Below are 25,953 nucleotides of genomic sequence, written 5' to 3' on the forward strand. Positions count from 1 at the left end.
CCTCCGCTGTCCGTCCGCCGGTACCGCATGTCCCCTCCCCCTCCGGGTCCGACGCCCCTCGCGGCCCGGAGGGGGGCGGGCAGACCGGCCGTAGAGGAGGTTCCCGTGCGCGACCGCAGCCTCGGCAACACCGCCATAGCGGGCGTCACCTTGGTGGCCCTGTGCACCGGCGCGTGGCTGCTGCGCAGCGGCACCGAGACGCAGGCCCCGCCCCAGCCGTCCGCCGCCCAGGCGCACGCGGGCGGGGACAGCGGGCGGACCGTGGCGCCCGCCCTGCCGCCGTCCCCGCCGGACCGCGTCCGCATCCCCGCGATCCGCGTGGACGCGCCGCTGACGGGCCTGGGCCTCACCGCGAGCGGCAGCCTCGATGTGCCGCCGGCCGCCAGGAAGAACCTCGCCGGCTGGTACGAGGCCGGCACCACCCCCGGGGAGACGGGCACCGCGATCGTCGCCGGGCACGTCGACAACGCCGAGGGACCCGCCGTCTTCTACGAGCTCGGCGCCCTCCGCAGGGGCGGCACGATCGAGGTGGACCGGCGCGACGGAAGCGTCGCGGTGTTCACGGTGGACGCGGTCGAGGTGTACGACGCCAAGGACTTCCCCGACGAGAAGGTGTACGGAGCCGCGAGGAGGCCCGAGCTGCGGGTGATCACCTGCGGCGGGGGCTACTCCCGCGCGACCGGTTACCGGGGGAACGTGGTGGTGTTCGCACACCTCACGGGGAGCCGCTGACCATCCGACGCGATCATGCGGACGGCGTCGGTCTCGATGCCCTCAGGGACACTCCCCCGGCGACGGCGACGGCGACGGCGGCCTCGCGGCGCACGCCCGCCCGTCGTGGCGTACGCCCGCTTCACGAAGAGGCGCTGACCATCCCCCGACTCGATCGTGCCAGCAGCGTCGGTCTCGATGCCCTCAGGGACACTCCCCCGCCGACGGCGACGGCGACGGCGGCCTCGCGGCGCACGCCCGCCCGCCCGTCGTGGCGTACGCCCGCTTCACGAGGAGGCGCTGACGACCGCCCCGGCGATGGCGCGCGCGCAGTCCAGGGATCCGGTGCGGGTGGTGTCGACCTCGAGGTCGTAGACCACGCCCTGGTGGACGGTCTCGGCCTGTTTCTCGGCCATCCCCCGGACCCGGTCGCCCCGGGCGATCTCGCGCTCCGCGGCGACGGCGGCGTCGCAGCGCACGCCGACCCACAGGACGTCGAGGCCGGCCAGGGCGCCCCGCCAGCGTTCCTGGGAGTGCGGGCCGCCGAGGAAGACGTCGTCCACGACGACCCGGGCGCCCGCGCGGACGGTCGCGGCGAGGCCCGCCATCCAGGCCGCCTCCAGCCGCATGAAGTCCGCCCCCACGCTCACCCCGCCGTCCGCCGCGACCTCCAGGCCCGCGTCCGACTCCTGGAGGGCCGGGGGCATGGAGTCGACGAAGTCGTCGATGCTGAACGCCAGCCACGGCTCGGGCAGCACGGCCTGGAGAGAACGCGCGATCCCCGTCTTGCCGGAGCTGGAGCCGCCGTTGAGCACGATCACCTGAGTCGTCACGGCGTCACGCTAGCGTCAGGCGAGCCACTGTTCGTACGCAATATTCGCGACCAGGGCGAAGACGACGGTCAGCAGCACGACCCGGACGAACCCACTGCCCCTCTTCAGCGCGGTGTGCGCGCCCAGCATGCCGCCCGCGAGGTTGAAGAGCGCCATCACGGCGGCGAGCCGCCACAGGACGGTGCCCTGCCACGCGAACATCGCCAGTGCTCCGGCGTTGGTACAGCAGTTGACGATCTTGGCGGTGGCGGACGCGGTCACCAGGTCGAGGTGGAGGACCGCGGTGAGGGCGAGGACGAGGAAGGTGCCGGTGCCGGGGCCGATCAGCCCGTCGTAGAAGCCGATGCCGAGGCCCGCGAGGCCGATCGCGGCGAGGATCCGGCGGCGGGAGGCCGGGCCGGTCGCGGGGGCGGTGCCGAAGGCGGGGCGGAGGATGACGAAGGCGGCGACACCGAGCAGGACGACCATGATCAGCGGCTTCAGCACGTCCGTGCTCATCCCCGCCGCGAGGAAGGCACCGGCCGAGGACCCGGCGACGGCCGCGATCCCGATGCGGACGGCGAGCCGTACGTCGACGGGGGCCTTGCGGGCGTACGTCACCGCGGCGCCCGAGGTGCCGACGATGGCGACCGCCTTGTTGGTGCCGAGCGCGTACGCGGCCGGGGTGCCGGCCGGCAGGCCGAGCAGCAGGACCGGCAGCAGGAGGAGCCCTCCGCCGCCGACCACCGCGTCGATCCAGCCGGCCGCGAGGGCGGTGACGCACAGGACGACAGCCATGGTCAGCGATATGTCGGGCATGATCGCGACCCTAAGGGACCGGGTTCACCTCACCGGAGCCGGATCCGGGCGTACGGCCTTCTCACACCGCGCCCCCGGCGCCCACCCCCAACCCTCACACTCACCCCCGGCCCCTGCTGAGGGCAGCGTTCCTCGCGGGAAACAGAGGTGATGCGGTCGGGTAACACCCGCACCGCACGCTCCTGGACATGACCTCGAATACGCGTGTGGTGGTGATCGGCGCCGGCCTCGCGGGCGTCCGGCTCGCCCGGCGGCTCGGAGAGCTCGGCACGCCCGTGACGCTGATCGGCGAGGAGGAGCACCGCCCGTACAACCGGGTGCTCCTCGCCGAGGTGCTGGCCGGGCGGTACACCCCCGATGTGATCGCGCTCCCGGCGCCGGCCGAGCTGACCCGTGCCCGGGTCACCGGTATCGACCGCGGGGCACGGACCGTCGAGTGCGCCGACGGTTCGAAGATCGCATACGACACGCTGGTCCTGGCCACCGGCTCCAACCCCGTACTGCCGCCCCTGCGCGGCCTGTTCACACCCGACCACGTGCTGCCCGAGGGCGTGCACGCGTTCCGGACGATGGACGACTGCCTGGGACTGTCCAAGGCCGTGCGGCCGGGTGTGAAGGCCGTCGTCATCGGCGGCGGGCTCCTCGGGGTGTCGGCGGCCCGCGCGCTCGCCCAGCGCGGCGCGCAGGTCGTCCTGGCCCAGCAGTCCGAGCGGCTGATGGAGCGCCAGCTCGACCCGAGCGCGTCCAAGCTCGTCCGGCGTCACCTCGGGGACCTCGGCGTCGAGGTCCACACCGATCTGCGCGTGCGGGACGTGCGCTGCGTCGGCGGCGCCGTCCGCTCGGTCGAGATGGCCGACGGTTACGCCCTGGACGCCGAGATCGTGGTCCTGGCCTGCGGGGTCCACCCCCGTGTCGGCCTCGCGCAGACCGCGGGCCTGGACGTGCGCAAGGGAATCGTCGTGGACGACGAACTGCGCACCTCCGACCCGCACATCCACGCCATCGGCGACTGCGCCCAGCACGACGGCACCGTCTACGGCCTCGCCACCCCGGCCCTGGAACAGGCCGACGCGCTGGCCGAGTTGCTGGCCGGCCGGGCGAACGCCCGCTACACCGGCACCCGTTCGCTGACCCGGCTCACGCTGGCCGGGCAGACCGCCTTCGACCTGGCCGCCTTCGGCGAGACCGAGGCCCTGCCCGGCGACGACGTCGTCCAGCTCACGGACGCCACCCGCGGCACCTACCGCAAGGTCGTCGTCCGCGACGACCGCCTGGTCGGCGGGGTCCTCGTCGGCGAACTCGGCACCGTCGGCGCGCTCGCCCGCGCCTGGGAGGGAGCAGAGCCGCTCCCCTCCGACGGCGGACCGCTGCTCCACCTGCTCACCAACGATGGAGGCTCCTGATGACCGCCACCCCGGAGGCCACGGAGGCCACCCCCACGATCGTCCTCGTCGGCCACGGCATGGTCGGCCAGCGATTCCTGGAGGCGCTCGCCGAGCGCGGCCTGACCGCCACCCACCGCGTGGTGGTGCTGTGCGAGGAGCCGCGTCCCGCGTACGACCGCGTCGCGCTCACCTCGTACTTCTCGGGCAAGACGCCCGAGGAACTGTCCATGACGGACATGGAGTTCATCGAGACGCACGGCATCGAGCTGTACGTCGGCGACCCGGCCGAGACGATCGACCGCTCGGCGAAGAAGGTCACGGCCCGCTCCGGCCAGGTCTTCGACTACGACACCCTCGTCCTCGCCACCGGCTCGTACCCCTTCGTGCCGCCGGTCCCGAACAAGGACGCCCAGGGCTGCTTCGTCTACCGCACGATCGAGGACCTCCTCGCCATCGAGGAGTACGCGAAGACCCGTACGACCGGTGCCGTGGTCGGTGGCGGTCTGCTCGGCCTTGAGGCGGCCGGCGCGCTCAAGGGCCTCGGACTCACCTCCCACATCGTGGAGTTCGCGCCGCGGCTGATGCCGGTGCAGGTCGACGAGGGCGGTGGCGCGGCGCTGCTGCGCACCATCGAGGAGATGGGTCTGAGCGTCCACACGGGCGTCGGCACGCAGGAGATCGTGGTCGACGAGGCCGGTGCCGTCACCGGTATGAAGCTCTCCGACGGCTCCGAGCTCGCCACCGACCTGGTGGTGTTCTCCGCCGGTGTCCGCCCCCGCGACCAGCTCGCCCGCGACTGCGGTCTGACGGTCGGCGAGCGCGGCGGCATCACGGTCGACGAGCAGTGCCGTACGGTCTCCGACCCGCACGTCTTCGCGATCGGCGAGTGCGCGCTGGCCGCCGACGGCCGGGTGTACGGCCTGGTGGCCCCCGGTTACGAGCAGGCCGAGACCGCGGCGGCGACCATCGCCTCCGACGAGGCCGCCTTCCTGGGTGCCGACCTGTCCACCAAGCTGAAGCTGCTCGGCGTGGACGTCGCCTCCTTCGGTGACGCGCACGGCGCGACCGAGGACTGCCTGGACGTCGTCTACTCCGACTCCCGCGCGGGCCTGTACAAGAAGCTGGTCATCGGCCGCGACGGCACGCTCCTCGGCGGCATCCTGGTCGGCGACGCGGAGGCGTACGGCACGCTGAAGGCGTTCACCGGTTCCGTCCCGCCGGTCTCCCCCGAGTCGCTGGTGCTGCCGGCCGGCGCCGGTGAGTCCGTGCAGCTCGGCCCGACCGCGCTGCCGGACGACGCGATCATCTGCTCCTGCAACAACGTCCGCAAGGGCACGATCCGCGCCGCGGTCACCGACCACCAGTGCACGACCGTGCCCGAGGTGAAGAAGTGCACCAAGGCCGGTACGACCTGCGGCAGTTGCGTCAAGGTGCTGGGCCAGCTGGTCACCGCCGAGCTGGAGGCGTCCGGCGTCGAGGTCGACAAGGGCCTGTGCGGCTGCTTCTCGCAGACCCGCGAGGAGCTCTACGAGATCGTCCTGGCCCTGCGCGTCAACACCTACCAGGACCTCCTTGACCGCTACGGCCGTGACGGCGCCCGGGGCGGCGACGGCTGCGAGATCTGCAAGCCGGCGGTCGGCTCGATCATCGCCTCCCTCGCCCCGACGATCGGCGCGAGCGGCTACGTCCTGGACGGCGAGCAGGCGGCCCTCCAGGACTCCAACGACCACTTCCTCGCCAACATCCAGAAGAACGGCTCCTACTCGGTCGTCCCGCGCATCCCCGGCGGTGAGATCACCCCCGAGGGCCTCATCGTGATCGGCGAGATCGCCCGCGACTTCGGCCTCTACACGAAGATCACCGGCGGCCAGCGGATCGACATGTTCGGCGCCCGCGTCGAGCAACTCCCCCTCATCTGGACCCGGTTGGTGGACGCGGGCTTCGAGTCGGGGCACGCCTACGGCAAGTCCCTGCGCACGGTGAAGTCCTGCGTCGGCCAGACCTGGTGCCGCTACGGCGTGCAGGACTCGGTCCGCATGGCGATCGACCTGGAGCTGCGCTACCGGGGCCTGCGCTCGCCGCACAAGCTCAAGTCGGCGGTGTCCGGCTGCGCCCGCGAGTGCGCCGAGGCCCAGTCGAAGGACTTCGGCGTGATCGCCACCTCCAACGGCTGGAACCTCTACGTCGGCGGCAACGGCGGCGCGACCCCGCGCCACGCGGACCTGCTCGCCCAGGACCTCACCGACGCCGAACTGATCAAGCTCATCGACCGGTTCCTGATGTTCTACATCCGCACCGCGGACCGCCTGGAGCGCACCTCGACCTGGCTGGAGCGCATCCCCGGCGGCCTGGACCACGTCCGTGACGTGGTCGTGGAGGACTCCCTCGGCATCTGCGAGGAGCTGGAGTCCCTCATGGCGGCCCACGTGGCGCACTACGCCGACGAGTGGGCCACCACCATCAACGACCCCGAGAAGCTCGCCCGGTTCGTGTCCTTCGTGAACGCCCCGGACACCCCCGACCCGGTCGTCGGCTTCGTCCCCGAGCGCGAGCAGATCAAGCCCGACCTGCCGCTGCTGACCATCGGCCACCGTCCCCTGGAAGGAAGCGCCCAGCGATGACCCTGGCACCCGAGACCACCGACCTGAAGGTCGAACTCCAGCTGAACGGCGACTGGTTCGCGGTCTGCGAGCTGACCCGGCTGCTCCCCGGCCGGGGAGTGGCGGCCCTGCTGCCCGACGGCCGGCAGGCGGCCCTGTTCCGCGACCGCGCGGGCAAGCTGTACGCCGTCGACAACCGCGACCCCTTCGGCGGCGCGGCGGTCCTCTCCCGCGGCCTGACCGGCAGCCTCCAGGGCCGCCCGTTCGTGGCCTCGCCCCTGCTCAAGCAGCGTTTCGACCTGGAGACCGGGCAGTGCCTGGACGACGAGTCGGTGCGCATCACGACGTACGAGGTGCGGGCGGCCTGACATCTGGCCCACTGATGTAACGGATGCGGACGACGCATCCTCACGGTCCGGAGCTGTGCGGCTCCGGACCGTGCCTTCGCTCATGGCGGCCGTCGGTCCCATCCGACGAGCTTGCGAACCCCCTCCGCGGATTCTGGAAATCACGCGTGTGACGTGCGTGCCCTTTCGCGGCGAGATAGGTTTACCGGGTTGCGAGAGCCTGATGGTGAGCGGGGGACAGTGGGCGACGGAATTGAGCTTGCCGATGTGGTCGGGGCCGTGCGCGACGGCCTGGTGGAGGCCGCGAGCCAGGGGGCCGGCAACGGCCTCCGCTTCGAACTCGGCGACATTCAGATGGAGTTCGTGGTCGAGGTCCGCCGCGACGCCCGGGCGAGAGGCGGGGTCAAGGCGTGGGTCGTCGATGCGGGCGCGGAGGCCGCCGTGTCCACGGCTCGTACGCACAAGGTCTCGTTCACTTTGAAACCCAGGGACGCGGCGACGGGCCAGGACTGGCTCATCGCCGCTGACGACGAAGGCGATGTGAGCGGCTTCACCGCCGCGGCCCGGGACTGATCGTGCGGTTCGGGGGCCGGGGCGGCCCCGCCACGGAACGTCTGGCCGCGGTCCTGTGCGGGGGCCGCCAGGGCAGTGGCTATCTGCTCTCCCCGCGCCTCGTCCTGACCGCCGCGCATGTCGTCGCGCACGGTTCCGACATCCGGGTCGTCGTGCCCGGAGCCCGTAGGCCGGTGCGCTGCGAGCGCGTCTGGCGGCACGAGGACGTGTCCTGCGACGCCACCCTGCTGCTGGCCGAGGAACCGCTTGCCGACGACACCCCTGACCGCGCCTGGAACCGCTGGGGCCGTGTCCAAGGCATCGCACCCCTGCCCGGTGGCGAGTCCATCGGTTTCCCGTACGTTCAACGGGACGGCGGAGGCCGCCTGGAGAGCGAGCACGTGACCGGCACCGTCAAGCGCGGCTCCGCATTGCTGGGGCTGGCGTACGTGTTGGACATCGACAAGGTGCCTGCGCCCCGCGCTGACGGCGGCTCGCCCTGGAGCGGATTCTCCGGTGCCGCCCTCTTCGCGCGGGGCCTGCTGATCGGGGTGGTCACCGCTGATGCCGACGGCTGGCAGCACGGCCGTCTGAAGGCCACACCGGCCTGGCAGTTACTGGAGGACGCCTCCTTCGTCGCGACCCTGGCCGAGTTCGGCTGCCCCGCACCGGACATCTCCGATCTCTCCGGGCCGGCGCCCGATCCGGACACCGAGTTCGAGGAGCGGTACGCCGCCTACGTCCGGGACCGGCACAGCCGTCTGACGATCTACGGCGTCGACCTGAACCGGGACCGCGAATGGCCGCTCGACGCCTCCTACTTGAGCCTGGAGGCCAAGCTGACACAGCGCCGCGACCGCCCCACCTGGACCGGCCACGCTGTCCCGTTACCAGCGGACCAGGCCCTGGCGAGCCGGGACCGGGTGCTGTTGCGCGGAGTCGCGGGATCCGGCAAGACCACCCTCGTCCAGTGGCTGGCGGTCGCTGCCGCCGGAGGCAGAGCCAGGGGCGACCTCGCCTATCTCCAGGGACGCGTACCGTTCGTTCTGCCGCTGCGTCACATCGCCCGTGGCGGCGCCCGACTTCCCTTGCCCGAGGGCTTCCTGACCGCCGTGGGATGCCCTATCGCGGGCTCCCAGCCCAGCTGCTGGACGGACCGCGTCCTGGCCGGCGGGCGCGGTCTGCTCCTCGTCGACGGCATCGACGAGATCCCGGAACCGGACCGCGAGCGCACCCGCCGTTGGTTACGTGACCTGATCGTCGCCTATCCGGACAACCTGTGGCTGGTGACCTCCCGGCCGTCCGCCGTGCACGACGACTGGCTCACCGGCGACGGATTCGCCGAACTGTCCCTCGCGCCGATGGACCGCGACGCGATCACGGAGTTCGTCGAACGGTGGCACACCGCCACGGGGGCCGACCCGTCCCTGGCCCGCAAGCTGCTGACCGCCGTCCACACCAAGAAGGATCTGGCCGCTCTGGCCACCAATCCGCTGATGTGCGCCCTGATCTGCGCCCTGCACCGCGACCGGCAGGGCTATCTGCCGCACGGCCGCAAGGAGCTGTACGACGCCGCGCTGTCGATGCTGCTGGAACGCCGGGAACAACAGAAGGGGCTCTCCGAGGCCTACGGCATCCAGCTGACGAAGGAGCCGCAGATCAAGCTGCTCCAGAAGCTGGCGTACTGGATGATCCGCAACCAGCAGGCCGAGCTCCAGCACAGCCGTGCCCGACGCATCGTCTCCGACGCTCTTCCGTCCGTGCTCCAGGTGGCACAACTCAACGGCGGCGCTCGGGAGGTGCTGGACCACCTGCTGCTGCGCAGCGGGTTGTTGCGCGAGCCGGCGGAGGGCGCGATCGACTTCGTCCACCGCACCTTCCAGGACTTCCTGGCCGCGCGAGCGGCCGTGGAGGAGGGCGACTTCGGTCTGCTGGTCGAGAACGCGGACAAGACCCAGTGGGAGGACGTCATCCGGATGGCCGTCGCCCATGCCCGTCCCCGGGAGAGCGCCGCACTCCTCATGAGGCTGATCGAACTCGGTGACCAGCGCGGCGATCGGCGTATCCACCTGCTTGCCATGGCGTGCCTTGAGCACGCGGCGGAGCTGGACCAGGAGGTGCGCAGGACGGTGGAGGACCGGGCCTCGCGCATCATTCCGCCCCGCACCAGCGAGGAGGCGGACGCGCTGATCAAGGTCGGGCCGATCGTCCTGGAACTGCTGCCCGGCCCGGAGGATCTGACCGAGTGGGAGGCCGGCTACGTACTGGAGACCGCCGCGGGAATCGCGCGCAACGCGTCGCTGCCCGTGCTCGCGCGGTACTGCGACGCACCATGGCCCCGGGTGCGGGAACGGGTCGCCGACGCCTGGGGATCGTTCGACGCCGTTCGCTACGCGCACGAGGTGATCAGACACCTCCCGGCCGAGGACATCCTCACCGTCAGGACCGTTCCGCAGCTGGCGGCCCTGCGCGGGCTCGGCAACCGACCGCGGCTGCGTCTGCGGGGCGACTTCGACGAAGCGTCGCTCGTCACCGCGGGCCCGCACCCGCCCGCCGGCCCGTACGAACTGGTGCTCAGCATGAACAGCTCCCTCCGGGGCCTCGACTTCCTCAAAGGGTGGGCGGGACTGCGTCGCCTTGTCCTGTCGAACTGCCCGAACATCAGGTCGGTCGCCGCGCTGGAGTGGCTGCCGGAGCTGGAGCACTTCGCGGCGGGCGAGCCGGGTCGGTTGCCCGTCCTCCAGGACATTGCCCGCTGGCCGGCGTTGCGGTCCCTGGCTCTCGGAACGGACAACAGCCCCTCCTGCGCGGCGGACTGGGAGACGATCCGGCGTCACCCGGTGCTCGAAGACCTGACGATCTCGGCGCCCGCACTCACCTGCCTCCCGCCGCGGCAGGCCGTCACCGGGCTCCGGCGGCTGGCCCTCGTCGGCCCCCTGCCCTACAGCCACCTCGCGGCGATGCCGTGGCAGTTCCCGAGCGTTTCCGTCCTCGACCTGAGCGCCGAGGTCCGCCATGAAGCGGCCGGAGTACACCCCATTCCCAGGCTTCCGGCACTCAAACAACTGATCGTCCGCAAAGGAAATGCCCTGGCAGGCCTGGACGGCCTTTCCGGTGTGGACATCTTCGAAGCCCCGTGACCGAACTCGACGCTACGGAAGGCCAGAAGAATAGTAGTCTTCCGCCTCACGAGACCTGAGTGATGGGGAGGGGCTCATTGGCTGTGCAGCGCTACCAAGTCGACCTGGAAGAGATGGACTTGGCACTCCGCCAGCTGTACGGCGTCATCCGGCGTCTGGAAGAGGCCGCATCGGTGGCCCGCCATGAAACCGGCCTGGCCCGTGACTCGCTCGGCACCGGATTCGACGAGGTGCACGAGTTCTACGACGAACAGGCGGCGGTGAAAGCCCACATGGAGGATGTCGCCGTCCATCTCTGCGCTTATGCCGAAGAGTTCACGCACAAGCTGAAATGGACACGGGACGCCTACGAAAACGCGGACTCGTAGGCACAGCCGCATGGCAGAGAAGGAGTACGACTACCTCCCCCCGGGCCAGCGCTACGAGAGCAGGCACTCCACCGCCTTCGCGGCCACGAGTCTGCCGAAGATGCAGGCGATGGTCGTGCACGCCGACCCTGAGCAGGTGCGGACCGCCGGCCACGGCTGGGACAGGTTCAGAACCGATCTCGTCGGAGGAGAGGACGGCGGCGTCCTCGGGGTGCTCGAAGCGCTCGCGGCCCGGCTCATGCAGTCGTGGCAGGGCGAGGCGGCCGAGGCGTTCCACAGAGAGATGGAGCGCTTCCGCGACAAGGTCGCCGACACCGCCGAGCACGCCAGGTGCGCCTCCGTCGCCCTGCAGGGTGCCGCGAACGCGTTGCAGGAGTACAAGACCCACATCGACGCGATGACCTCGGCGGACGACGCTCCGACCGGCGGATCACGGGCCGGCGCCGACCGTACGAGAGCGGTGAACGCCGAGGATCTGCTGAACGCCGACCGGGGCGGGCTGTCCGCCGCCGACCAGCGCGACCTCGAAGCGGCCGTCGTGATGGAGCAGTTGGGGGCCGCGTACAACTCGCAGGCCACAGCCATGCGGTCCTGGAGCCGGGAGAGCCTCACCGCGCCGAGCTGTCCGGGCGCCCCCGGGGGCATCCCACCACTGGCGGAGGTACGTCCGATCCCGTACTCGGTGTCTCCCGGCCATGTCCCACTGCCTCCTCGCCCGCGTCCCGCGGAGCCGCCGAGCCGGACGGAGACGGAGGGCGTCTTCGGGGGGCTCAGGGCGAGGACCGACGTCGCCTCCACCGACGGTCAACGGGCCGGTGCCGCCCCTGGGGTATCGGGTGGCGCCCCGCAGCAGGACCCCACGCGCAGGGGAGACGGGACCGTACCGAACGGTGCCCTCGGAGCCGCTCTTCCCATTCCCGCCCCCGGCCCGGCGGCCTCGCAGGGCGGCTCGGGACTTCACCGGAACCGCGGCAGGAGCCGCTGACGTCGAGTGGAGCCGGGCACACAGCCGGATTTCTTGACCGAGCGTTCTCGATGGTCCTAGTCTCCTGTACGTGGCCAGGACCAAGGAGTTCGATCCCGAGGCCGCGCTGCAGGCAGCTCTGGAGCTGTTCTGGCGGCGCGGCTACGAGGCGACGTCGATGTCCGACCTCGTGGCGCACCTCGGCGTCGGGCGGGCCAGTATCTACGCGACCTTCGGCAGCAAGCACGAGCTGTACATGAAGGCACTGGAGCGGTACCAGGAACAGCTTCCGGACCTGTTGCGGGAGCTGTCCCGGCCGGGCCCGGTACTGCCCGCCGTACGCGCTCTGGTACGGCGCTACGCGGACGAGGCGGCAGCCGACGACCTGCGCCTGAGCGGCTGCTTCCTCACCAACACGGCGGCCGAGCTGGCCCCGCACGACCCGGGCGCCGCGCGCCAGGTCGAGCGGAACTGGGACCGGCTGGAGACCGTGCTGCACGGGGCGCTGGTGCGTGCGCAGGCACAGGGCGAGCTGTCAGCGGACCGCGATCCGCTCACCCTGGCGCGCATGCTGCTGGTGCTGCTGCAAGGACTCAAGGTCGTCGGCAAGGCGTCACCGGACCCGGCGCGGGTGCGGGACGCGGCGGAACAGGCGCTGGCGCTGCTCGACTGACCCTCTCGGGGCGGGCGGCGCCCTTTTCTTTGCCGCCATACTGAACCGATCGGTCTAAAATTAGGGGAGATCATGACGCGCTTCACCGGCAGGACCGCTCTCGTCACCGGCGCGGGCTCCGGGATCGGCAGGGCCGTCGCCCTCGCGTTCGCCGCGGAGGGTGCGCAGGTCGTCGTGGCCGGACGCAGGCGGGAGCCGTTGACGCAGACGGTCCGGCTGATCGAGGAGGCGGGCGGCAAGGCACTCGCGGTGACCGCCGACGTCACGGACGCCACGGAGTCGCGGGCCCTCGTCGAGGCCGCCGTGGACCGCTTCGGCTCGCTGGACGTGGCCGTCAACAACGCCGGGGTGTTCCGGGGCGGGCAGCCCGTGGCCGAGCTGTCGTCGGCGGACTGGCGGGAGCAGCTCGACATCAACGTCACCGGGGTCTTCCTCGCGCTCCGGGCCGAGATCCGCCAGATGCGCTCGCAGCCCTCCGGCGGCACGATCGTGAACATCGCCTCCACGTTCGGCGCGCACACCCGCGCCCCCGGCGCCACCGCGTACGCCGCCACCAAGGCGGCCGTCTCCGCCCTCACCCGGGGCGCGGCCCTGGACCACATCCACGAAGGTGTCCGCATCAACGCGGTCAGCCCCGGCCCGGTGGACACCCCGATGTCGCTGCGCCCCGGCGAGACGGAGGCGGACCGCGCCGACCGCGTGCGGGCCGCCCTCCCGCTGGGCAGGGTCTCGTCCACGTCCGAGATCGCCGCCGCCGTCCTGTACCTGGCCTCGGACGACGCCTCCTCGGTGGTGGGCACGGACCTGGTGGTGGACAGCGGGGCGACGGCCTGAGGGTCCACGGGGGAAAACGGCTGGAGCGCGAAAGGCCCCCGTGCTTGCATGGACGGCATGGTGCCCACCGACCGTCTCCTCGCCTTCGCGGCCATGTCGTTCCTGCTGATCGTGGTCCCCGGACCCAGCGTGCTGTTCGTGATCGGCCGGGCGCTCGCCCAGGGTCGGCGGGCCGCCCTGACCACGGTGGCCGGGAACACGGTCGGCGCCTATGTGCTGGTCCTCGCCGTGGCGTTCGGGGTCGGCTCGGTCGTGGAGCGCTCGGTGCTGGTCTTCACCACGCTGAAGCTCGCCGGTGCCGCCTACCTGGTGTACCTGGGCGTCAAGGCGTGGCGCGGGCGTGGCTCGCTGCGCGCGGCGTTCGCCGAGGACGTGGCGGCGGCCGCCGCGGGGCACGGCGGTCTGCGCACGTTCTGGGAGGGGTTCGCGGTCGGTGTGACCAACCCCAAGACCATCGTGTTCTTCGCGGCCGTGCTGCCGCAGTTCGTGGACCGCGGCGAGGGCGGGGTGGCCGCGCAGATGCTGCTGCTCGGGCTGGTGTTCAACGTCATCGCGCTCGTGTCCGACGCCGTGTGGGGGCTGGTCGCGGCGACCGCGCGGGGCTGGTTCGCCCGCTCGCCGCGCCGTCTCTCCCTGGTGGGCGGGGTCGGTGGACTGACCATGATCGGTCTGGGTGTGACGGTGGCGGTGACCGGCCGGAAGGACTGAGGGACTGACTGAGGGACTGGGGGCTGAGGGGATCAGACCTTCAGGGCGCCGTACATCACCCCCGTGAGTTCCTCCGACGCGGTCCACAGGCGCTGGGACACCCGGTCGTCGCGGGTCCAGGGGGCCCGCCAGGAGGGGGCCGGGGCACCGCGCCAGCCTCCGAGCGACGGGCCGGTGAACGAGTCGGGGAGCACGTCGGGGGCGGTGGCCGCGTAGAGGGTGGGCAGGGCCCCGGCGTCCGCGGACTGGGCGAAGAAGCGGTTGCCGATCCCCATGAAACGTTCCGCCGCCCTGCGACCGGCCATCTTCGGGCCCGCCGCCTGGAGGTTGGTGGCCGCGTACCCGGGGTGCGCGGCCGCGGCGATCACGTCCGAGCCGTGGGCCGCCAGTCTGCGGGACAGTTCGTGGACGAAGAGCAGGTTGGCGGTCTTGGAGCGGGCGTAGGCGACCCAACGCCGGTAGCGCCGCTCGCTGTTGAGGTCGCCGATGTCGATGTTGGCCAGCGCGTGCATGGGGCTGGAGACCGTGACGACGCGCGCGCCGGGAGTCGCGAGGAGCGTCGGCAGCAGCAGGCCGGTCAGCGCGAAGTGGCCCAGGTGGTTGGTGCCGAACTGGGTCTCGAAGCCGTCCGCCGTGGTGCCGTACGGCAGCGCCATCACGCCCGCGTTGTTGACCAGCAGGTCGAGTCGGTCACCGGGATACGTCGCCGCGAACTCCCGTACGGAGGCCAGGTCTCCGAGGTCCAGCCGGGTGAACTCCACGTCCGCGCCCGGGACTTCGCCGGCCATCCGGTCCCGGGCCTGGACACCCCGCGCCTCGCTGCGGCAGGCGAGCAGCACCCGGGCGCCCCGGCGGGCGAGTTCCCGTGCGGTGGCGTACCCGATACCGCTGTTGGCCCCGGTGACGACGGCCACGCGTCCGCCCTGGTCGGGGATGTTCTCGGCACTCCAGCCTGACATGACCGGGCTCCCTCCGCGGCGGGGTGGGTGTGGGGCCCACACTAGGGCGCGACACACATGACATGTAATGGTCACGGAATGAACACTTCACCTCCACAACCGGACGATCGGCAATACGGTCATCCCCTTGCGTAACACCTACAGGGGGACGACATGGCCAACCCGTACAACAACCAGCCCGCGCCGCAGTGGCAGCCGGCGCCGCCGTCCGCTCCCCGGCCCGCCCCCAAGTGGGCCCGGAAGCGGTACGTCCTGCCCGCCCTCGCGCTCGCGCTCTTCCTCGGCGTCGGCATAGGCGCCGGCGACCAGAACAAGACGACGGACGACGCGAAGCCGGCCGCCGCCAAGCCGCAGCCGACGGTGACCGTGACGGCGACGACGACGGCCACCGCGACTCCGGAGCCGGAGCCCGCGGCCACCGTGACCGCCACGAAGACGGTCAAGGTCACCAGGACCGTCACGGCACGGGCCGAGGCGGACTCCGGCTCCGCGTCCGACTCGGACTCCGACTCCGACTCCGGTTCCGGTTCCGGCAGCGTCTACTACAAGAACTGTTCCGAGGCCCGGGCCGCCGGTGCCGCGCCGATCCGCCGCGGCGAGCCGGGGTACGCCTCCCACCTGGACCGGGACGGCGACGGGGTGGCCTGCGACAGTTGAGCCGCCACCGAAGGGCTCGCGGAGAGCTACCGTCCGGTCACGTCACGTTCGCATCACGGGTTTCTCATGTCGCCGACACGGCATCCGGGTCTCACTAGGTTCGTCACCTCATATCCGGCCGATCGCCGCTTCTCGATCATGCGCGCGGATATCACCTGAACCCGGAAGGACCCGCTGTGAACCTGCTCCGCCAGCCCGGCGCCATCGTCGTCGCCGCGCTGGCGCTGGCCGTGCTGCCGGGCGCCGCCTCGGCACACGACGGTGACCACCCGTTCGAGAACTGCACCGAGGCGTACGCCGCCGGCCACGCGAACATCCCCGCCGGTGACGAGCACTACGGCAGCCATCTCGACCGGGACGGCGACGGCATCGCCTGCGACCGGCCGCCGGCCGGCTTCAAGGCCCACGACGACGAGGCGGCGGCCGCGGCCGAGGACACCGGGAAGAAGGGCCCGGACCTCGCCGAGACCGGCGGCGGGGGCGACACCACCGTGTACCTCGCCGCCGCGGGCTCGGCCGTCCTGCTCACCGGCGGCGCCCTGGTGGCCTCGGCCCGCAGGCGCCGCGCCCTGCGCTGAGGCGCGGACACAGGGCACAGGGCAGACAAGAGGGCGGCACCCCCGCACAAGGGTGCCGCCCTCTCTTCGTGAACCGGAGCCGCCGCCCATCGGATGAGGGTCGGGGACGGGCGGCGGCTCCGGAGTTCCCGTGGCCGTCGGAGGCCTACCGGTGGTCGCTCCCGTTCGCCGTGATCGCCGCGCGCCCGGCCTCCAGACGGGCCACCGGGATGCGGAACGGCGAGCAGGAGACGTAGTCCAGGCCGACCTCGTGGAAGAAGTGGACCGACTCCGGGTCACCGCCGTGCTCACCGCAGACGCCGAGCTTCAGGTCGGGGCGGGTCTTGCGACCGGCCTCCGCGGCCAGCTGCACCAGCGAGCCGACACCGTCCTTGTCGATCGTCTCGAACGGGGAGACGCCGAAGATGCCCTTCTCCAGGTACGCCGTGAAGAAGCTCGCCTCCACGTCGTCCCGGCTGAAGCCCCACACCGTCTGGGTGAGGTCGTTGGTGCCGAAGGAGAAGAACTCCGCAGCCTCCGCGATCTGACCGGCGGTGAGCGCGGCCCTCGGCAGCTCGATCATCGTGCCGATCGACAGCTTCAGCTCCACGCCCGTCGCCGCCTCGACCTCCGCGACGACCTGGTCGGCCTCCTCGCGGACGATCTCCAGCTCCTGGACGGTGCCCACCAGCGGGATCATGATCTCCGCGCGCGGGTCGCCCTTGGCGTTCTTGCGCTCGGCGGCCGCCTCGGCGATCGCCCGTACCTGCATGGTGAACAGGCCGGGGATGACCAGACCCAACCGCACGCCGCGCAGACCCAGCATCGGGTTCTGCTCGTGCAGGCGGTGCACGGCCTGGAGGAGGCGCAGTTCGTTCTCGTGCGGCTCCTGGCGGGACTCCGCGAGGGCCACGCGGACCGACAGCTCGGTGATGTCGGGGAGGAACTCGTGCAGCGGCGGGTCCAGCAGCCGGACCGTCACCGGCAGCCCGTCCATCGCCGAGAACAGCTCGACGAAGTCCTGCTTCTGGAGCGGGAGCAGCGCCTTCAGCGACTCCTCGCGCTCGGCCTCGGTGTCGGCCAGGATCAGTCGCTCGACCAGCTCACGGCGGTCGCCGAGGAACATGTGCTCGGTACGGCACAGGCCGATGCCCTGGGCGCCGAAGCGACGGGCCCGCAGCGCGTCCTCGGCGTTGTCCGCGTTGGCCCGCACCCGCAGCCGGCGCTTGCGGTCGGCGAAGGCCATGATCCGGTGCACGGCCTCGACCAGCTCGTCGGCGTCGTTGGCGCCCGCGTGCATCCGGCCCTCGAAGTACTCCACGACGGGGGACGGGACGACCGGCACCTCACCGAGGTACACCTTGCCGCTGGACCCGTCGATGGAGATGAGGTCGCCCTCCTCCACGACGTGCCCGCCCGGAACCGTCATCCGGCGCCGCTTGGTGTCGACCTCCAGCTCCTCGGCGCCGCAGACACAGGTCTTGCCCATGCCGCGCGCGACGACGGCCGCGTGCGAGGTCTTCCCGCCGCGGGAGGTCAGGATGCCCTCGGCCGCGATCATGCCGTCGAGGTCGTCGGGGTTCGTCTCACGCCGTACGAGAATCACCTTCTCGCCCGAACGCGACCACTTCACCGCGGTGTACGAGTCGAAGACCGCCTTGCCGACGGCCGCGCCCGGCGAGGCCGCGATGCCCCGGCCGACCTGCGCGACCTTGGTGTTCTCGTCGAAGCGCGGGAACATCAGCTGGGCGAGCTGGGCGCCGGTGACACGCTGGAGCGCCTCGGCCTCGTCGATCAGGCCCTGGTCGACGAGCTGGGTGGCGATCCGGAAGGCCGCGCCCGCAGTGCGCTTGCCGACGCGGGTCTGGAGCATCCACAGCTGACCGCGTTCGATGGTGAACTCGATGTCGCAGAGGTCCTTGTAGTGGTTCTCCAGCGTCTCCATGATCTGCATGAGCTGGTCGTACGACTTCTTGTCGATCTGCTCCAGCTCCGCGAGCGGGACGGTGTTGCGGATGCCCGCGACGACGTCCTCGCCCTGCGCGTTCTGGAGGTAGTCGCCGTAGACGCCCTGGTGGCCGGAGGCGGGGTCGCGGGTGAAGGCGACACCGGTGCCGGAGTCGGGGCCGAGGTTGCCGAAGACCATCGAGCAGACGTTGACCGCGGTGCCGAGGTCGTGCGGGATGCGTTCCTGGCGGCGGTAGAGCTTGGCGCGGTCGGTGTTCCAGGAGTCGAAGACCGCGTGGATGGCGAGGTCCATCTGCTCGCGCGGGTCCTGCGGGAAGTCCCGGCCGGCCTCCTTCTTGACGATCTTCTTGAAGGCGGTGACGAGCTTCTTGAGGTCGGCGGCCTCCAGGTCGGTGTCGACCGTGACCTTCTTGGCCTCCTTGGCCTTGTCGAGGGCTTCCTCGAAGAGGTCGCCGTCGACGCCGAGGACGGTCTTGCCGAACATCTGGATGAGGCGCCGGTAGGAGTCCCAGGCGAAGCGGTCGTCGCCGGCCTGCTGGGCGAGACCCTGGACCGACTTGTCGGAGAGGCCGATGTTCAGGACCGTGTCCATCATCCCGGGCATGGAGAACTTCGCGCCGGAGCGGACCGAGACGAGCAGGGGGTTGTCGGCCTGGCCGAGCTTCTTGCCCATGCGCTGCTCCAGCGCGTCGAGGTGCGCACTCACCTCGTCACGCAGTGCCGCCGGCTCCTCGCCGCTGTCGAGGTAGACCTTGCAGGCTTCGGTCGTGATGGTGAAGCCGGGGGGAACGGGGAGTCCCAGGTTGGTCATCTCGGCGAGGTTCGCGCCCTTGCCACCCAGGAGGTCCTTGAGGTCCTTGTTTCCCTCGGTGAAGTCGTAGACGAACTTCGCTACGTGGGGTTCTTTGTTTTCCGACACGGGTCTCGACTCCCTCGAGGACGCGGTGGCTGCCCTGACGGCGAGGAACATACCCAGATCGAAGGCTTCTGGGTACGTCTACTCGGGCGTCATACGCCCGTAACCAGTCGCCCGCCAGCGGATCGAAAGTCAAAGCTTGGCAAGCGACAGCCGCCGGGTGTTTTCATTTCTTGAACGCGGGGGCGCTCACCCACCCCCTTATCCGCTCATATGAGCACCCTATGGCTACATCTGTTTTCGATCGATGAACGATCAAGGGGTGGCACTGAGTGCCACCCCTTGGAGAAGTGCAGTCGCCCAAGATCCGCTCATCTGAGCCCTACCCTTATCAAGCGTGGCGAGAATCACGCTGCCACAGCGGGCCCGATTTCACCATGCGGACGTCATACGCCCATCGCCAGCAACCGCTCCTCCACCCGCTCGGGCGCGTACAGATGCTCCACGACCAGCGCCCCCGCCCCGACCAGCCCGGCCCGCTCCCCCAGCCGCGAGGTCACGACCTCCAGGCGGGCGGTGGAGCGCGGCAGGGCCCGTTGGTACAGCAGCTCCCGGACGCCGGTGAGGAAGGGAGTTCCGGCCAGATCCCCGGCGATCATCAGGACGCCGGGGTTCAGCAGGGTCACGACGGTCGCCAGCACGTCCCCGACCTGCCGCCCCGCCTCCCGTGCGAGCGCCGCCGCCCCGGGGTGCCCGGACGCGAGCAGGTCCCGCACGTCCGACCCCGAGGCCGCGGGCACCCCGGTGGCCGCCAGCCGACGGGCCACGGCGCCACCGCTGGCCACGGCGGCGAGACAGCCGTAGGACCCGCACCGGCACAGCGCCTCCGCGCCCGCCGGCACCCGGATGTGGCCGAGGTCGCCGGCGCCGCCGTCGATGCCCCGGTAGAGCGAGCCGTCGACCACGACTCCGGCGCCGATGCCGGTCGAGACCTTGACCAGCACGAACGCCGAGCAGTGGGGATACGCCGTGCGCTGTTCGCCGTACGCCATGAGGTTGGCGTCGTTGTCGACGAGCACGGGGACCGGACCGGCGCCGGTGTGCTCGGAGAAGGCCCTGGCGAGGCGACCCCGTATGTCGTAGCCGTCCCAGCCGGGCATGATCGGCGGCTGGACCACCCGGCCGCTCTCCAGGTCGACCGGGCCCGGCACGGCGAGCCCTATGCCGCAGACCTCCGCCGCCCGGTGCCCCGCCTTCTCCAGCAGCTCGGCGAACCAGCGGCCCAGTTCGCCGAGCACGGCGTCCGGACCGTCCTCGATGACCAGGGTGCCGCTGTGCTCGGCGAGGACCTCGCCGGTCAAGGACAGCACGGCCGCGCGCGCGTGCCGGGTCTCCAGGTCGGCGGCGAGGACGACCGCGTGGGCGTCGTCGAACTCCAGGGTGATGGAGGGGCGGCCGCCCAACGGGGAGTCCACGGGGCCCCCGGCGCCCTCGCGCAGCCAGCCCGCGCGGAAGAGGCGGTCGAGGCGCTGGCCGACGGTCGCCCGGGACAGTCCGGTGGCCTGCTGGAGCGCGCCGCGCGTGACGGCACGCCCGCTGCGGACCAGTTCGAGCAGATCTCCGGCGCCGGTCTGACTCCGTCCAGCCATGCGCACCCCCTTGTGTTTCTCAACTCTGCATTACATATTGGGTTTTGCGTGTTAAATAGACGTAACCCTACGGTAGCCCTGACCGAACCGGTCAGCCACACGTCTTTCGGGGAGCCCCGAGTGGATCGCACTGCCCAGCTCGTCAGCCCTTCAGCAGAGCGCTCGATCGCATACGATCCCCCGGGTTCGTCACATCCCCTGCACGTCGGGGCGGCCAAGGTGCTGGAGGGCAACTGGACCGGCGCCTCCACGGTGCCCTCGCGCGGTCTGTACCCACACCAGTGGTCCTGGGACTCCGCGTTCATCGCGATCGGCCTGCGCCACCTCTCGCCGCTGCGGGCGCAGACCGAGCTGGAGACCCTGCTGGCGGCCCAGTGGGGCGACGGGCGCGTCCCGCACATCGTCTTCAACCCCTCCGTACCGCTTGACGCGTACTTCCCGAGCCCCGACTTCTGGCGCTCCTCCATCGCGGGGCACGGCGCGGGCGCCCCGCGCACCGTACAGACGTCCGGCATCGTGCAGCCACCGGTCCACGCGTTGGCCGTCTGGCTGGTCCACCGCGCCGACCCCGGCCTGTCCCGGGCGCGCGGCTTCCTCGCCCGGGTGTACCCGCGCCTGGCCGCCTGGCACCGCTATCTCCTGCACCGCCGCGACCTGGGCGGCGGCGGCCTCGCGTCCGTCGTGCACCCCTGGGAACAGGGTATGGACAACAGCCCCGCCTGGGACCTCCCGCTCTCCCGGGTCACACCGGCTCCGGCCCGCTCCTTCCGCCGCGCCGACCTCGACCACGGAGCGGCCGAGGACCGGCCGACGGACCTGGACTACGGACGGTACGTACGGCTGGCGACGGACTACCGGGACGGCGGGTACGCGGACGGGTGCGCCGGCGGGTTCGCCGTCGAGGACCCCGCCTTCAACGCCCTGCTCATCGCCTCCGAGCACGCCCTCGCCCGGATCGCCGCCGAACTGGGCGCCCCCGGCACGGCCCGCCACGCCCGCGCGGAGCGGCTCACGACCGCGCTGGTGGAGCGGCTGTGGGACCCGGCGAGCGGGATGTTCCTGTGCCGGGACCTCAGGGCCCCCGCCCCGGACGGGCGCGGCGCCCTGATCCCGGAGCGCGGCGTGTCCGGCCTTGTCCCGCTGCTGCTGCCCGGCCTTCCGCGGGACCTCGTCGCGACGCTCGTGCGCACCGCCACAGGCCCCCGTTTCGGCCTGGGCACCACCACTCGCCTCCTGCCCAGCTACGACCTCCTCGGCGAGGCCTTCGACCCGCACCGCTACTGGCGCGGCCCGGCCTGGTTCAACACCGCGTGGCTCGTGGAGCGGGGGCTGCGCACCCACGCCGAGCACCGACGGGCCGACGCGCTGCGGGAGTCGGTCCTCGACCTCGCCGGGGCCACCGACTTCGCGGAGTACGTCGACCCGTACACCGGCGAGGGCTGCGGGACGACCGGCTTCAGCTGGACCGCCGCGCTCGCGCTCGACCTGCTGCACAGCGACACCACAGTCACGGCGGACATGGGACTCAAGGGAGGGAACCGGCGATGACGGACCGGCATCATCTGCTCGTGCACGGCGGGACGTTCGCTGCCGTGGGTGACGGCGGGGACATCAGCGGCGTCCGGAACGGCAGCTCACCGGACGGGTTCTTCGTTCGGGACGCCCGGCATCTGAGCCGCTGGCAGCTCACGGTCGACGGCGCGGTCCCGGAGGCCCTGTCGCCGGTCGCCGACGGTGACACCGCGCGCTGTGTCCTGGTCCCGCGGGGCGGCCGCCAGGAACCCCCCGCGTACACCCTCTTCCGCGAACAGGCGGTGGGGGACGGCTCGTTCGTCGAATCCCTCCGGGTCACCAGCAACCGCCCGGTGCCGACGACGGTCCGGCTCGCGGTCACCGCCGACGCCGACTTCACCGACCAGTTCGAACTGCGCTCCGACCACCGCACCTACACCAAGACCGGCGCCACCCGCTCCCGTGACGTCCTGGACGACGGCGTGGAGTTCGGCTACCAGCGCCACGAATGGCGTTCCTGTACGACGGTGACGGCCGAGCCCGCCCCGGACGCCGTCGAGGAGACGGGCACCGGAGCCAGGCGCCTGGTCTGGACGCTCGACCTGGAGCCGCACGGCACGGCCGAGCTGACCCTGCGCGTGATGGCCCGCCCGCACGGCGACAAACGGGCCCGCAGGGTGCCGAGCTCCCCCGCCGCCCTGAACCGTCAACTCCTCGCGATGGAGGGCGAGTTCGTGGAGGGCGTCGCCTTCCCGACCGGCTGGCCGGAGCTGGCGGCGGCCTGTGCCCGCGGTCTCGCCGACCTCGCCTCGCTCCAGGTCCCGGCGACCGGCCCGGACGGCGAGGAACTGCGCGTCCCGGCCGCCGGGGCTCCCTGGTTCCTCACCCTCCTCGGCCGTGACGCCCTCCTCACCTCGCTCTTCGCCCTCCCCTACCGCCCCCAGCTGGCCGCCGCGACCCTCCCCGCGCTCGCCGCCACCCAGGCCACGGAGACCGGCGCGGCCTCTGTGGCCCAGCCCGGCAAGATCGTGCACGAGGTACGGCACGGGGAGCTCGCGCACTTCGAGCAGGTGCCGTACGGCCGCTACTACGGCTCGGTCGACGCGACCCCGCTGTTCCTCGTCCTGCTCGGCGCGTACGTGGAACAGACCGGGGACGCCTCCCTCGCCCGGCGCCTTGAGCCGCACGCCCGCGCCGCGATCGGGTGGATGCTCGACCACGGCGGCCTCACCTCGCGCGGCTACCTCGTCTACCGCGCCGACCAGGGCGGCCTCGCCAACCAGAACTGGAAGGACTCCCCGGGTTCCATCTGCGGCGCCGACGGGACCCGCCCGACCGGCCCGGTGATGGCGGCGGGCGCCCAGGGCTACGCGTACGACGCGCTGCGCCGGACCGCGTGGGTCGCGCGCACGGTGTGGGGGGACGAGACGTACGCGGCGCTCCTCGAACAGGCCGCGGCGGATCTGCGGGACCGGTTCCAGCGGGACTTCTGGATGCCGGACCGCTCCTTCCCGGCCCTCGCGCTGGACGGGGAGGGCAAGCAGGTCGACGCGCTGGCCTCCGACGCCGGGCATCTGCTGTGGTCCGGGCTGCTCGACAAGGAGTACGGCGAGCTGGTGGGGCGGCGGTTGCTGGAGCCGGACTTCTTCTCCGGGTGGGGGGTCCGGACCCTGGCGGCCGGACAGCCGGCGTACCACCCGCTGTCGTACCACCGTGGATCGGTGTGGCCGCACGACAACGCGCTGATCACCCTGGGCCTCGCCCGTTACGGGCTGCACGACGAGGCACGGGAGGTGGCGCACGGGCTGGTGGACGCGGCGACGGCGACCGGGCACCGGCTGCCGGAGGTGCTGGCGGGGTACGGGCGGGAGTCGCACGGCGAGCCGGTGCCGTATCCGCACGCGTGTGTGCGGGAGTCCCGATCGGCGGCGGCGCCGCTTGCCCTGCTGACGGCGGTCGGGGGCGCGTAGCGCTCCGCGGGTGGGCGCTCCGCGGGTGGGCACCCCTGAAAACCTGTTGGGCAGGCGTTTGCCCGGTGTTTGCCCCGACCGGTGAACCGGTGCCCTGAGCCCTCCGTACGGGAATGTGGCGGATCACCCCCTACCGGGTCCGCCTTCCACCAGGACCGTATGGAAGGACCCTCGGGTGTCCGAGACCCTCGCAGAGAGCACGTCACCCGAGGCCGAGGCGACGGGTGGGGACAGTCCGCCGACCGGGAAGCCGTCCTGGCGGGACGCGCACCCCACCGCCGTACGCACCACGCGGTGGGTCCTGAACGTCCTGGCCGCCCTGCTCGTCCTCGGCGCCCTGCTCCTGCCCAACAAGATTCCCGCTCTGCACCCGCGGGCGTTCGTGCGGATTCCGGTCGAGGCGATCCTCGGGGCGGCCGTGACGCTCGTGCTGCCGCGTCGGCCGCGGCGGGTGGTGGCCGTGGTGTCCGGGGTGGGGCTCGGGGTGATGACGGTCCTGAACCTGCTCGACATGGGGTTCAACGACTACCTCGGGCGGCCCTTCAATCCCGTGCTCGACTGGGGGCTGCTCGACGACGCGCAGTCGTACGTCGCGGACTCGATGGGCGGGGCCGTGGCGGTCGCAGCGGTGATCGGCGTGGTCGTCCTGGTGCTCCTGCTGCTGTCCCTCATGACGCTGGCGACGGTCCGGCTGAGCGGCCTGCTGGTCCTGGACCGCCGGACCGCCACCCGGGGAACGCTCGTCGCCGCCACCGTCTGGGTCACCTGTTCCGCCCTCGGCCTCCAGCTCTTCGGCATCCCGCTGGCCTCCCAGCACACCGCCGCGCTCACCGCGCTCCAGGCAAAGCGGGTGGTGTTCACCGTGCGGGACGAGGCGGAGTTCCAGAAGGTGGCCAAGGTCGACGCCTTCGGGAACACACCGGGCTCCCAGCTGGTGCCCGACCTGCGCGGCAAGGACATGATCTTCACCTTCATCGAGAGCTACGGCCGCAGCGCCGTCGAGGACCCGGCCATCGCGCCCGGCGTCGGCAGGACGCTCGACACGAGCACGGCGGCCCTCGCGAAGGCCGGCTTCCACGCGAAGAGCGGGTGGCTGACCTCGGCGACGTACGGCGGCAGCAGCTGGCTCGGCCACTCGACGACCCTCTCCGGCCTGTGGATCGACAACCAGCAGCGCTACCGGACCGTCATGGCCAGCGAGCACCTCAGCCTCACCAAGGCCTTCAAGAAGACCGGCGACTGGGACACGGTCGGGGTGATGCCGGGCGTTCAGAAGGGCTGGCCGGAGCAGGAGTACTACGGCCTCGACAAGGTCTACAACGCCTTCCAACTCGGCTACCGGGGGCCGAAGTTCAGCTGGTCGACGATGCCCGACCAGTACGCCCTGGAGGCCTACCAGCGCCAGGTCCACGACAAGAAGCGCGACAAGCCGCTGATGTCCGAGATCATCCTGACCTCCAGCCACCAGCCCTGGGCACCCATCCCGAAGATGGTCGACTGGGACGACCTCGGCGACGGCTCGGTCTTCAAGCCCATCCAGAAAGCCGGCAACAAAGCCTCCGACATCATCGCCGACCCCACCCGCTCCAAGCAGGAGTACGGCAAGTCCATCTCGTACTCGGTGACTGCACTGACCCAGTGGCTGGAGCGCTACGGCAACGACGACACGGTCCTCGTCTTCCTCGGCGACCACCAGCCGATCGCCCGGGTCAGCGGGGAGAACGCCAGCCGTGACGTGCCGATCTCGATCGTCGCCAAGGATCCGAAGGTCCTCGACAAGATCGCGTCCTGGAACTGGACGGACGGCCTGAAGCCGGCGCACGACGCCCCGGTCTGGAAGATGAGCTCCTTCCGGGACCGCTTCCTTACGGCGTACGGCTCGACGCGGCATCCGTCCAAGGCGTAAGGCAGT

General features: G+C 71.5%; 21 protein-coding genes. 16 read left to right on the forward strand and 5 right to left on the reverse strand.

All coding sequences use genetic code 11. From position 1 onward, the window contains the following. Nucleotides 1–105: 105 nt before the first annotated feature. Entirely contained in the window at nt 106–732 is a 627-nt protein-coding gene (locus ABZ098_RS04300) for a class F sortase (protein WP_356587038.1), read from the forward strand. Between the two features lie 266 nt (nt 733–998). Here the strand turns inward: ABZ098_RS04300 and cpt are convergent, their stop codons facing one another. Together cpt and ABZ098_RS04310 are read right to left on the reverse strand one after the other, a co-directional pair. Next, nucleotides 999–1,544: a chloramphenicol phosphotransferase CPT gene (gene cpt, locus ABZ098_RS04305; RefSeq protein WP_356587040.1), complete on the reverse strand. Its 546-nt coding sequence runs from the start codon at nt 1,542–1,544 to the stop codon at nt 999–1,001. Nucleotides 1,545–1,559: 15 nt separating this feature from the next. Beyond that, complete coding sequence (locus ABZ098_RS04310; RefSeq protein ID WP_356587042.1) at nt 1,560–2,342, reverse strand: TSUP family transporter; 783 nt, start codon at nt 2,340–2,342, stop codon at nt 1,560–1,562. Between the two features lie 188 nt (nt 2,343–2,530). Between ABZ098_RS04310 and ABZ098_RS04315 the strand changes: the two genes are divergently transcribed. The 10 genes from ABZ098_RS04315 (at nt 2,531) to ABZ098_RS04360 (ending at nt 13,913) form a co-directional block, all read left to right on the forward strand. Beyond that, on the forward strand, nt 2,531–3,745 hold the full coding sequence (locus tag ABZ098_RS04315) for an FAD-dependent oxidoreductase (protein ID WP_356587044.1): 1,215 nt from the start codon (nt 2,531–2,533) through the stop codon (nt 3,743–3,745). Beyond that, nucleotides 3,745–6,348 carry a nitrite reductase large subunit NirB gene (gene nirB, locus ABZ098_RS04320; protein WP_356587046.1) on the forward strand — a complete coding sequence of 868 codons (2,604 nt, stop codon included), beginning with the start codon at nt 3,745–3,747 and terminating at the stop codon, nt 6,346–6,348. The genes ABZ098_RS04315 and nirB overlap by 1 nt, the downstream gene beginning before the upstream one ends. After that, on the forward strand, nt 6,345–6,695 hold the full coding sequence (nirD, locus tag ABZ098_RS04325; protein WP_356587048.1) for a nitrite reductase small subunit NirD: 351 nt from the start codon (nt 6,345–6,347) through the stop codon (nt 6,693–6,695). The genes nirB and nirD overlap by 4 nt, the downstream gene beginning before the upstream one ends. Before the next feature lie 219 nt (nt 6,696–6,914). After that, entirely contained in the window at nt 6,915–7,247 is a 333-nt protein-coding gene (locus tag ABZ098_RS04330) for a trypco2 family protein (RefSeq protein WP_356587050.1), read from the forward strand. 2 nt (nt 7,248–7,249) lie between these two features. Further along, nucleotides 7,250–10,366 carry an NACHT domain-containing protein gene (locus tag ABZ098_RS04335; protein ID WP_356587052.1) on the forward strand — a complete coding sequence of 1,039 codons (3,117 nt, stop codon included), beginning with the start codon at nt 7,250–7,252 and terminating at the stop codon, nt 10,364–10,366. 77 nt (nt 10,367–10,443) lie between these two features. Next, on the forward strand, nt 10,444–10,734 hold the full coding sequence (locus ABZ098_RS04340) for a hypothetical protein (protein WP_356587054.1): 291 nt from the start codon (nt 10,444–10,446) through the stop codon (nt 10,732–10,734). Between the two features lie 10 nt (nt 10,735–10,744). Beyond that, nucleotides 10,745–11,719 (forward strand): hypothetical protein, encoded by a 975-nt coding sequence (locus ABZ098_RS04345; RefSeq protein ID WP_356587056.1) that lies wholly within the window; start codon nt 10,745–10,747, stop codon nt 11,717–11,719. Nucleotides 11,720–11,789: 70 nt separating this feature from the next. Continuing rightward, nucleotides 11,790–12,371, forward strand: coding sequence for a TetR/AcrR family transcriptional regulator (locus tag ABZ098_RS04350; protein WP_356587058.1), 582 nt, complete (start codon nt 11,790–11,792; stop codon nt 12,369–12,371). 72 nt (nt 12,372–12,443) lie between these two features. Then, entirely contained in the window at nt 12,444–13,205 is a 762-nt protein-coding gene (locus tag ABZ098_RS04355; RefSeq protein ID WP_356587060.1) for a glucose 1-dehydrogenase, read from the forward strand. Nucleotides 13,206–13,262: 57 nt separating this feature from the next. After that, nucleotides 13,263–13,913 carry a LysE family translocator gene (locus ABZ098_RS04360; protein WP_356587627.1) on the forward strand — a complete coding sequence of 217 codons (651 nt, stop codon included), beginning with the start codon at nt 13,263–13,265 and terminating at the stop codon, nt 13,911–13,913. A 32-nt stretch (nt 13,914–13,945) separates the two neighbouring features. On the opposite strand, the gene ABZ098_RS04365 is transcribed toward ABZ098_RS04360, so the two are convergent. After that, entirely contained in the window at nt 13,946–14,872 is a 927-nt protein-coding gene (locus ABZ098_RS04365) for an oxidoreductase (protein ID WP_356587062.1), read from the reverse strand. Nucleotides 14,873–15,025: 153 nt separating this feature from the next. Here ABZ098_RS04365 and ABZ098_RS04370 point away from each other — a divergent pair, with 153 nt between their 5' ends. After that, nucleotides 15,026–15,529, forward strand: a complete 504-nt coding sequence (locus ABZ098_RS04370; RefSeq protein WP_356587064.1) for an excalibur calcium-binding domain-containing protein — start codon at nt 15,026–15,028, stop codon at nt 15,527–15,529. Between the two features lie 176 nt (nt 15,530–15,705). Beyond that, on the forward strand, nt 15,706–16,107 hold the full coding sequence (locus ABZ098_RS04375; RefSeq protein WP_356587066.1) for an excalibur calcium-binding domain-containing protein: 402 nt from the start codon (nt 15,706–15,708) through the stop codon (nt 16,105–16,107). 145 nt (nt 16,108–16,252) lie between these two features. Here the strand turns inward: ABZ098_RS04375 and ppdK are convergent, their stop codons facing one another. Both ppdK and ABZ098_RS04385 read right to left on the reverse strand, forming a co-directional pair. Beyond that, entirely contained in the window at nt 16,253–18,973 is a 2,721-nt protein-coding gene (ppdK, locus tag ABZ098_RS04380) for a pyruvate, phosphate dikinase (RefSeq protein ID WP_356587067.1), read from the reverse strand. Nucleotides 18,974–19,356: 383 nt separating this feature from the next. Further along, a complete protein-coding gene (locus tag ABZ098_RS04385; protein WP_356587069.1) occupies nt 19,357–20,559 on the reverse strand; it encodes an ROK family protein in 1,203 nt (400 codons plus the stop codon). Between the two features lie 120 nt (nt 20,560–20,679). On the opposite strand from ABZ098_RS04385, the gene ABZ098_RS04390 reads away from it, so the two are divergent. From ABZ098_RS04390 to ABZ098_RS04400, 3 genes are all read left to right on the forward strand, one after another. Beyond that, a complete protein-coding gene (locus ABZ098_RS04390) occupies nt 20,680–22,107 on the forward strand; it encodes a hypothetical protein (RefSeq protein ID WP_356587071.1) in 1,428 nt (475 codons plus the stop codon). Continuing rightward, complete coding sequence (locus tag ABZ098_RS04395) at nt 22,104–24,041, forward strand: glycogen debranching N-terminal domain-containing protein (RefSeq protein ID WP_356587073.1); 1,938 nt, start codon at nt 22,104–22,106, stop codon at nt 24,039–24,041. Before ABZ098_RS04390 ends, ABZ098_RS04395 begins: the two co-directional genes overlap by 4 nt. Nucleotides 24,042–24,216: 175 nt before the next feature. Beyond that, a complete protein-coding gene (locus tag ABZ098_RS04400; protein WP_356587075.1) occupies nt 24,217–25,947 on the forward strand; it encodes a CDP-alcohol phosphatidyltransferase in 1,731 nt (576 codons plus the stop codon). The last annotated feature ends 6 nt before the right edge of the window (nt 25,948–25,953 follow it).

Origin of the sequence: Streptomyces sp. NPDC006335, from assembly GCF_040612795.1 — a bacterium.
In the GTDB taxonomy this organism is placed as follows: domain Bacteria; phylum Actinomycetota; class Actinomycetes; order Streptomycetales; family Streptomycetaceae; genus Streptomyces.

Excerpts from the sequence above, each read along its gene's own strand:
- ABZ098_RS04365 (WP_356587062.1), bottom strand. The coding sequence starts at position 14,872 with ATGTCAGGCTGGAGTGCCGAGAACATCCCCGACCAGGGCGGACGCGTG.
- ABZ098_RS04395 (WP_356587073.1), top strand. The coding sequence starts at position 22,104 with ATGACGGACCGGCATCATCTGCTCGTGCACGGCGGGACGTTCGCTGCC.
- nirB (WP_356587046.1), top strand. The coding sequence starts at position 3,745 with ATGACCGCCACCCCGGAGGCCACGGAGGCCACCCCCACGATCGTCCTC.
- ABZ098_RS04345 (WP_356587056.1), top strand. The coding sequence starts at position 10,745 with ATGGCAGAGAAGGAGTACGACTACCTCCCCCCGGGCCAGCGCTACGAG.
- ABZ098_RS04315 (WP_356587044.1), top strand. The coding sequence starts at position 2,531 with ATGACCTCGAATACGCGTGTGGTGGTGATCGGCGCCGGCCTCGCGGGC.
- ABZ098_RS04370 (WP_356587064.1), top strand. The coding sequence starts at position 15,026 with ATGGCCAACCCGTACAACAACCAGCCCGCGCCGCAGTGGCAGCCGGCG.
- ABZ098_RS04360 (WP_356587627.1), top strand. The coding sequence starts at position 13,263 with ATGGTGCCCACCGACCGTCTCCTCGCCTTCGCGGCCATGTCGTTCCTG.
- ABZ098_RS04385 (WP_356587069.1), bottom strand. The coding sequence starts at position 20,559 with ATGGCTGGACGGAGTCAGACCGGCGCCGGAGATCTGCTCGAACTGGTC.
- ABZ098_RS04355 (WP_356587060.1), top strand. The coding sequence starts at position 12,444 with ATGACGCGCTTCACCGGCAGGACCGCTCTCGTCACCGGCGCGGGCTCC.
- ABZ098_RS04310 (WP_356587042.1), bottom strand. The coding sequence starts at position 2,342 with ATGCCCGACATATCGCTGACCATGGCTGTCGTCCTGTGCGTCACCGCC.
- nirD (WP_356587048.1), top strand. The coding sequence starts at position 6,345 with ATGACCCTGGCACCCGAGACCACCGACCTGAAGGTCGAACTCCAGCTG.